Consider the following 8,440-nt stretch of genomic DNA (forward strand, 5'->3'; position numbering starts at 1 on the left):
TGCAGGCCCCATCCATGGGGCCTCAGCGCTTGACGGGCATCCATGCCCGTCACCTCCCTCCGCAAGCCCTCCGCTCGGCCTCCTGAAGTCGCAATTTGCGGCGCCTGAACTACCGCGCGCTTAAAAGCAAAAGCCGAAGCAAGAGCAAGAGCAAAGCGATGGCGGTGTGCTCAGCGCGGCTTCAAGTCCAACCGTCGCAGGTGGCAAGTCACTTCCTCGCGGTCGTGATACAGCTGCTTGCAGGCAATCGAAACCCTGATCTTGCGCGCCTTGAAGGTCGCCTCCATGCGGTCGAGCAACCGGCGTACTTCGGCATAGCGCTGCTTCATCGGCAACTTCAGGTTGACCACCGCCTCGCGGCACAACCCCTCGCCCAGCCAGGTTTCGATCAGCGAGGCAGTACGCGCCGGCTTCTCGACAATGTCGCACACCATCCAGTCCACCGGCTGCTTTGGCTGCCAGGTGAAACCATCAGCCATCAGATGCTGGACAAGGCCGGTGTCCATCAGGCTTTCGGCCATCGGCCCATTGTCGATGGCCGTCACCAGCATGCCGCGACGCACCAGCTGGTAGGTCCAGCCACCCGGCGAGGCGCCCAGGTCGACACCGGTCATGTCGTCGCCCAAACGCTGCTCCCACTGCTCGCGCGGGATGAACTGGTGCCAGGCCTCTTCCAGCTTGAGGGTCGAGCGGCTGGGCGCCTCACGCGGGAACTTCAGCCGCGGGATGCCCATGGGCCACAACGCGCTGTTGTTGGCCGGGGCAACGCCGACAAACACCCGTCGGCCGCTGATGAACGTAAGCAGCAGGCGCGGGCGGCTGGCGTCTTCAACCAGGCGGCCGGCTTTTTCCAGGGCCTTGCGCAACGGCACTTCGAACTTGCGGCAGAAGGTGGACAGCTCCTTGCCTTCGTTGCTGTCCAGCACTTCCAGCCACAGGCTGCCGAACACCGGCAACTCGGCCAGTTGCGCCAGCAGCACACTGATGCGGTCGGTCTCCGGCAGCTCGACATAACCGCCACGGGCCCACTGCCGAGGGAAAATCAGCTCGTTGAAGCGCAACGCCCCCATCAACCGCTCGGCACCGCCGTCTTCGGTACTGACAAATTCAGCGCTGGCACTTTGTGGTTTGCCTTTGGCATAGCCGGCGATGCCCAGGCGGGCAGCATGTTCGCTGATTTCGGCGCACACCTCGCCCTCGAAACCGGGCCGGCAATGCATGAACAGGGTATTCATCTCTCACTCCACTACGGCTGGCGCGCAACAGGCGCCGGCAGGGCCGCGATGATAAAGGAAGATCGGAACCAGCGACACGCCCCGCCGGTCCAGAAAAGGGTCAGGGGCCGCAAAGCGGTCTAACCTGACCACTCAGCCAGGTCCGTACCGTGCGGATCGATACAGAGCGGTGACACCGGCAAACCTTGAGTAGTTGCCGGGCACCGGCGCAGAAGGAGTTGGCAATGCCCTCGCTCGATAGCCTGAACACCCTCAAGTCCCTCCAGGTCGGCGACCAGACCTATCACTACTTCAGCCTCACCGAGGCCGCCCGTCAGCTGGGCGACCTGCAACGCCTGCCCATGTCGCTGAAGGTGCTGCTGGAAAACCTGCTGCGCTGGGAAGACGGCCATACCGTCACTGGCGACGACCTGCGCGCCCTTGCCCAGTGGCTGGGCGAGCGGCGCTCCGACCGCGAGATCCAGTACCGCCCGGCGCGGGTGCTGATGCAGGACTTTACCGGCGTGCCGGCCGTGGTCGACCTGGCCGCCATGCGCGCGGCCATGGCCAAGGCCGGCGGTGACCCGCAACGTATCAACCCGCTTTCACCGGTGGACCTGGTGATCGACCATTCGGTGATGGTCGACCATTACGGCACGCCGCAGGCCTTCGGCGAGAACGTTGATATCGAAATGCAGCGCAATGGCGAGCGCTATGCCTTCCTGCGCTGGGGCCAGAGTGCCTTCGACAACTTCCGCGTGGTGCCGCCGGGCACCGGCATCTGCCACCAGGTCAACCTGGAATACCTGGGCCGCACGGTGTGGACCGCTGAAGCGGATGGCCGCACTTATGCCTACCCCGACACCCTGGTGGGTACCGACTCACACACCACCATGATCAATGGCCTGGGCGTGCTCGGCTGGGGTGTCGGTGGCATCGAGGCAGAGGCGGCCATGCTCGGCCAACCTGTGTCGATGCTGATCCCGGAAGTGATCGGTTTCAAACTGACCGGCAAGCTGCGCGAAGGCATCACCGCCACCGACCTGGTGCTGACGGTTACGCAAATGCTGCGCAAAAAGGGAGTGGTCGGCAAATTCGTCGAGTTCCATGGTGACGGCCTGGCCGAGCTGCCCCTGGCTGACCGTGCGACCATCGCCAACATGGCACCGGAATATGGCGCCACCTGCGGCTTCTTCCCGGTTGACCAGGTTACCCTGGACTACCTGCGCCTGTCGGGCCGCCCCGAAGCGGCCGTGCAACTGGTCGAGCAGTACTGCAAGGCCCAGGGCCTGTGGCGCCTGCCAGGCCATGAGCCGCTGTTCAGCGACAGCCTGGCGCTGGACATGCACGAGGTCGAGGCCAGCCTGGCCGGGCCCAAACGGCCGCAAGACCGCGTAGCGCTGGGCCAGGTAAGCCAGGCTTTCGACCATTTCATCGAACTGCAGCCCAAGCCACTGGCCAAGGAAGTCGGCCGGCTGGAAAGCGAGGGCGGTGGCGGCGTAGCGGTGGGCAACGCCGACCAGGCGGGCGAGATCGACTACAGCCATGCAGGCCAGACCCACACCTTGCGCGATGGCGCCGTGGTGATCGCCGCGATCACCTCATGCACCAACACCTCCAACCCCAGTGTGATGATGGCCGCCGGGCTGGTGGCGAAAAAGGCCCTGGAAAAAGGGCTGCAGCGCAAACCCTGGGTCAAGAGCTCACTGGCGCCAGGTTCCAAAGTGGTTACCGACTACTTCAAGGCAGCTGGCCTCACCCCCTACCTCGACCAACTGGGTTTCGACCTGGTCGGCTATGGCTGCACCACCTGCATCGGCAACTCCGGCCCGCTGGATGAAGCAATCGAAAAAGCCATTGGCAGCGCCGACCTCACCGTGGCCTCGGTGCTGTCGGGCAACCGCAACTTCGAAGGCCGCGTGCACCCACTGGTCAAGACCAACTGGCTGGCCTCGCCACCGCTGGTGGTGGCTTACGCCCTGGCCGGCAGCGTACGCCTGGACCTTACGCGCGACCCGCTGGGCACCGGCAAGGATGGCCAGCCTGTGTACCTGCGCGACATCTGGCCCAGCCAGCAGGAAATTGCCGCAGCGGTGGCCAAGGTCGACACGGCGATGTTCCACAAGGAATATGCCGAAGTGTTCGCTGGCGATGCGCAATGGCAAGCCATCGAGGTGCCACAGGCTGCCACCTACGTGTGGCAGGCCGACTCTACCTACATCCAGCACCCGCCGTTCTTCGACGGCATCGGCGGGCCACCCCCACGGATCGCCGACATCCAGGGCGCGCGGGTGCTGGCGCTGCTGGGCGACTCGGTCACCACCGACCATATCTCGCCGGCCGGCAACATCAAGGCCGACAGCCCGGCCGGGCGCTACCTGCGTGAGCAAGGTGTAGAGCCACGTGATTTCAACTCCTACGGCTCGCGGCGCGGCAACCATGAAGTAATGATGCGCGGCACCTTCGCCAACATCCGTATCCGCAACGAAATGCTGGCCGGTGAAGAAGGCGGCAACACCTTGCACGTGCCCAGCGGCGAGAAGCTGTCGATCTACGACGCGGCCATGCGCTACCAGCAGGAAGGCACACCGCTGGTGGTCATCGCCGGCCAGGAATACGGCACCGGCTCAAGCCGCGACTGGGCGGCCAAAGGCACCAACCTGCTGGGCATCAAGGCGGTGCTGGCAGAGAGCTTCGAGCGCATTCACCGTTCCAACCTGGTGGGCATGGGTGTGCTGCCACTGCAGTTCAAGGCAGGCAACGACCGCAAGCAACTGGGGCTGACCGGCAAGGAGCGGATCGATGTGCTGGGCCTGGACGGTGCACAAATCCGCCCGGGCATGAACCTGCCGTTACGCATCACCCACGAGGATGGGCGACTGGAGCAGATCGAGGTGCTGTGCAGGATCGACACGTTGAATGAGGTGGAGTACTTCAAGGCGGGGGGGATTCTGCATTATGTGTTGCGGCAGCTGATTGCGGGCTGAGGTGCCTGGCTGGAGATAAGCAGCGCCTGTGAGATCGAGCGCCGCGCGGGCGGCGCTCGATTTCACAGGCGCCACCGCCTTAACGGCGAACCCTTCAAACCAGGCACATTAAATAATCATTCAATAAAACCAGTCCCTTGCCGATACCTCTCGAAAGCCTTGCGGACTATCCACCCATGCGTAACAACCAGCCGATTACCCAGAGAGAACGGACTTTCCCTGCCCAGCAGCGGTTGATCTCCACCACCAACGCCAAGGGTGTGATCACCTACTGCAACGATGCCTTCATCGAGATCAGTGGTTTCACCCGCGAAGAGCTGACGGGTGCGCCGCACAACCTGGTGCGTCACCCTGACGTTCCGCCTGCCGTGTTTGCCCATATGTGGCAAACCCTCAAGCAGGGTCAGCCGTGGATGGGCATCGTCAAGAACCGCTGCAAGTCTGGCGACCACTACTGGGTCAACGCTTACGTCACGCCGATCTACGACAACAACCAGGTCGTTGGCTTCGAGTCGGTGCGGGTCAAGCCTACCGCCGAGCAGATCCGTCGTGCCGAGGCGCTGTACCAGCGCATCAACCAGGGCAAACCGCCGGTACCGCGCCGCGACAAATGGTTGCCGGTGCTGCAGGACTGGCTGCCGTTCATCCTGATCAGCCAGGCAGGGTTCCTGATCGGCAACTGGCTTGGCCACTCCTGGGGCTTTGCCTTGGCCGCCGGGCTGTCCATCCCGTTGGGCCTGCTGGGCCTGAGCTGGCAGCAACGCGGCCTCAAGCGCCTGCTGCGCCTGGCCGAGCAGACCACCTCCGACCCGCTGATTGCACAGATGTTCACCGACAGCCGTGGTGTGCAGGCGCGCCTGGAAATGGCCATGCTCAGCCAGGACGCCCGCCTGAAAACCTGCCTGACCCGCCTGCAGGACAGTGCCGAACACCTCAGCGAACAAGCGCGCCAGTCGGACGCACTGGCGCACAAGAGCTCCTCCGGGCTGGAACGTCAGCGGGTGGAAACCGAACAAGTCGCCGCCGCCGTCAACCAGATGGCCGCCACCACCCAGGAAGTGGCCAACCACGTACAACGCACCGCCGACGCTACCCAGGAAGCCAACCGCCTGACCAGCCAGGGCCGGCAGATTGCCGGGGAAACCCGCGAGGCCATCGAGCGCCTTTCGACCGCAGTGGGCGAAACCGGCCAGACGGTCACCCAGCTGGCCAAGGACAGCGACGAGATTGGCGGCGTGGTCGATGTGATCAAAGGCATCGCCGACCAGACCAACCTGCTGGCATTGAACGCCGCCATCGAAGCCGCGCGTGCCGGGGAAATGGGCCGTGGCTTTGCCGTGGTGGCCGATGAAGTACGCCAGCTGGCCCAGCGCACTGCCGAGTCCACCGGGCAGATCCACGGCCTGATCGCCAAGCTGCAACAAACCGCCAGCAACGCCGTGCTGACCATGGAAACAGGCCACCGCCAGGCGCAGGAAGGCGTCGACCGGGTGATGCAAGCCGACGAGGCGCTGGTAGGCATCAGTGAAGCGGTGGCCAACATTACCGACATGGCCACGCAGATTGCTGCAGCCACCGAAGAACAGACAGCTGTGGCCGACGAAATCAGCCGCAACATCAGCACCATCGCCGAACTGGCCGACCAGACCGCCGAACAGGCCCAGCACTCGGCACTGCTCAGCGAGGAACTGACCAGCACGGCGGGCAGCCAGTATTCGCTGGTGGAGCGCTTCAACCGCTAACGCGACTGGCCCGCGAGGCAGGCGGCGCACTGGGTGGCACGGGCTTCGCCCGCCAGCAATCCTGTACTAGCCCTTCAGGAAGTCAGCCACTCTCTGCGCCGCTGCCTGCAAATGCTGCTCGTGGCTGAACCCTGAGGCCTTCAACGGCTTCAGGTCATGGTCCCCTGCCACTAGCCAGCTCACCTCGATCGCCGGCGACAACGCATACCCTGCCACCGCTTCGCGGTTGCCCAGCGCATCCCGCTCGCCCTGCACGATCAAGGTCGGCGTCTGCAACCCGGCCAGGTGTTCCACCCGCGGTTTTTCCGGCTTGCCCACTGCGTAGAACGGATAACCCAGGCACACCAGCGCATCCGCACCCAATTCGTCGGCCAGCAGGCTGGCCATGCGCCCGCCCATGGACTTACCGCCCACGGCCAGCTTTCCCGCGACCAAAGGTCGCACCTGCCGGTATACCTCGCGCCAGCATTCCAGCAACACCTTCTTCGGGTTTGGCGGCCGCTTGCCGCCGTTGACCCTGCGCTCGGCCATGTACGGGAACTCGAAGCGCACGACCGCTACCCCAAGCGCCGCAAGCCTTTGCGCCATTTCGTCCATGAACCCGCTGTCCATCGGCGCACCTGCGCCATGGGCAAGGATCAGGCAGCCCTTGTAGCCGTTTTTACCTTCAACCTGCGCAAGATCGCAGCGCAAGCCTGGGACATTTCCGACCTTCGCCCATTGATCCCCGTCAATACCGGCACTTTGCCCATTAATCATGCTTGCCTCGCTGTAAAGCCTGCCAAATAACCGTGGATGGGAACCCATACATGAACACAACCAGCAGTACCGCCTATAACTACAAGGTGGTCCGCCAATTCGCCATCATGACGGTGGTGTGGGGAATCGTCGGGATGGGGCTCGGCGTCTTCATCGCCGCCCAGCTTGCCTGGCCTTCCCTCAACTTCGACCTCCCCTGGACCAGCTTCGGCCGCCTGCGACCCCTGCATACCAATGCGGTGATCTTTGCCTTCGGCGGCTGCGCGCTGTTCGCCACCTCCTATTATTCGGTGCAACGCACCTGCCAGACCACCCTGTTCGCACCGCGCCTGGCCGCGTTCACCTTCTGGGGCTGGCAACTGGTGATCCTGCTGGCGGCCATCAGCCTGCCGCTGGGCTACACCAGCTCCAAGGAATACGCCGAGCTGGAATGGCCGATCGACATTCTGATCACCATCGTCTGGGTGGGCTACGCCATCGTGTTCTTCGGCACGCTGATGAAGCGCAACACCAAGCATATCTACGTGGGTAACTGGTTCTTCGGCGCCTTCATCCTCACCGTGGCGCTACTGCACATCGTCAACAACCTGGAACTGCCGGTCAGCCTGACCAAGTCTTACTCGGTCTACGCCGGCGCCACCGATGCCATGGTGCAGTGGTGGTACGGCCACAACGCCGTGGGCTTCTTCCTGACTGCGGGCTTTTTGGGGATGATGTACTACTACGTGCCCAAGCAAGCCGAACGCCCGGTGTATTCCTATCGCCTGTCGATCGTGCACTTCTGGGCGCTGATCACCCTGTACATCTGGGCCGGCCCGCACCACCTGCACTACACCGCCCTGCCCGACTGGGCGCAATCGCTGGGCATGGTGATGTCGCTGATCCTGCTGGCACCGAGCTGGGGCGGCATGATCAACGGCATGATGACCCTGTCGGGGGCCTGGCACAAACTGCGCAGCGACCCGATCCTGCGCTTCCTGGTGGTATCGCTGGCGTTCTACGGCATGTCCACCTTCGAAGGCCCGATGATGGCCATCAAGACGGTCAACGCCCTGTCCCACTACACCGACTGGACCATCGGCCACGTGCACGCCGGCGCCCTCGGCTGGGTGGCGATGATCTCGATTGGCGCGCTGTACCACACCATCCCGAAAGTGTTCGGCAAAGAGCGCATGTACAGCCTCGGCCTGATCAACGCGCACTTCTGGCTGGCCACCATCGGCACCGTTTTGTACATCGCCTCGATGTGGGTCAACGGCATCGCCCAGGGCCTGATGTGGCGCGCCGTGAACAGCGACGGCACGCTCACCTACTCGTTCGTGGAAACCCTGGTGGCCAGCCACCCAGGCTTTGTCGTGCGCTTCGTTGGCGGCGCGATCTTCCTCAGCGGCATGTTCCTGATGGCCTGGAACACCTGGCGCACCGTGCGTTCCCCGGCGCTCGATGTCGCCCCTGCGAACGCCCAGCTGGCTTGAGGAGTAATGCCTGATGAAACATGAAGTCATCGAGAAAAACGTCGGCCTGATGGCCCTGCTGATGGTGTTCGCCGTCAGTATCGGCGGCCTCACCCAGATCGTCCCGCTGTTCTTCCAGGACGTGACCAACAAGCCGGTGGAAGGCATGAAGCCCTACACCGCGCTGCAACTGGAAGGCCGCGACATTTACATCCGCGAAGGCTGCGTGGGCTGCCACTCGCAGATGATCCGCCCGTTCCGCGCCGAAACCGAGCGCTACGGCC

Annotated in this window: 6 protein-coding genes; 4 read left to right on the plus strand and 2 right to left on the minus strand. The window is 63.7% G+C overall.

Annotation, left to right across the window (positions count from 1 at the left end; translation table 11 throughout):
- Window positions 1–170: 170 nt before the first annotated feature.
- Window positions 171–1,235, minus strand: a complete 1,065-nt coding sequence (gene rlmM / locus ACQKPZ_RS27610; RefSeq protein ID WP_427544377.1) for a 23S rRNA (cytidine(2498)-2'-O)-methyltransferase RlmM — start codon at window positions 1,233–1,235, stop codon at window positions 171–173.
- Window positions 1,236–1,459: 224 nt separating this feature from the next.
- On the opposite strand from rlmM, the gene acnA reads away from it, so the two are divergent.
- Together acnA and ACQKPZ_RS27620 are read left to right on the plus strand one after the other, a co-directional pair.
- Window positions 1,460–4,201, plus strand: coding sequence for an aconitate hydratase AcnA (acnA, locus tag ACQKPZ_RS27615; RefSeq protein ID WP_427544379.1), 2,742 nt, complete (start codon window positions 1,460–1,462; stop codon window positions 4,199–4,201).
- Between the two features lie 176 nt (window positions 4,202–4,377).
- On the plus strand, window positions 4,378–5,943 hold the full coding sequence (locus ACQKPZ_RS27620; protein WP_427544382.1) for a methyl-accepting chemotaxis protein: 1,566 nt from the start codon (window positions 4,378–4,380) through the stop codon (window positions 5,941–5,943).
- 66 nt (window positions 5,944–6,009) lie between these two features.
- Here the strand turns inward: ACQKPZ_RS27620 and ACQKPZ_RS27625 are convergent, their stop codons facing one another.
- Window positions 6,010–6,702: an alpha/beta family hydrolase gene (locus ACQKPZ_RS27625; protein WP_427544385.1), complete on the minus strand. Its 693-nt coding sequence runs from the start codon at window positions 6,700–6,702 to the stop codon at window positions 6,010–6,012.
- A gap of 50 nt (window positions 6,703–6,752) precedes the next feature.
- Between ACQKPZ_RS27625 and ccoN the strand changes: the two genes are divergently transcribed.
- Both ccoN and ACQKPZ_RS27635 read left to right on the plus strand, forming a co-directional pair.
- A complete protein-coding gene (gene ccoN / locus ACQKPZ_RS27630) occupies window positions 6,753–8,177 on the plus strand; it encodes a cytochrome-c oxidase, cbb3-type subunit I (RefSeq protein WP_016498649.1) in 1,425 nt (474 codons plus the stop codon).
- A gap of 13 nt (window positions 8,178–8,190) precedes the next feature.
- A partial coding sequence (locus ACQKPZ_RS27635) for a cbb3-type cytochrome c oxidase subunit II (protein ID WP_427544388.1) occupies window positions 8,191–8,440 on the plus strand: 250 nt, incomplete at its 3' end.

The organism is Pseudomonas sp. NPDC089547, assembly GCF_050280665.1.
In the GTDB taxonomy this organism is placed as follows: Bacteria; Pseudomonadota; Gammaproteobacteria; order Pseudomonadales; family Pseudomonadaceae; genus Aquipseudomonas.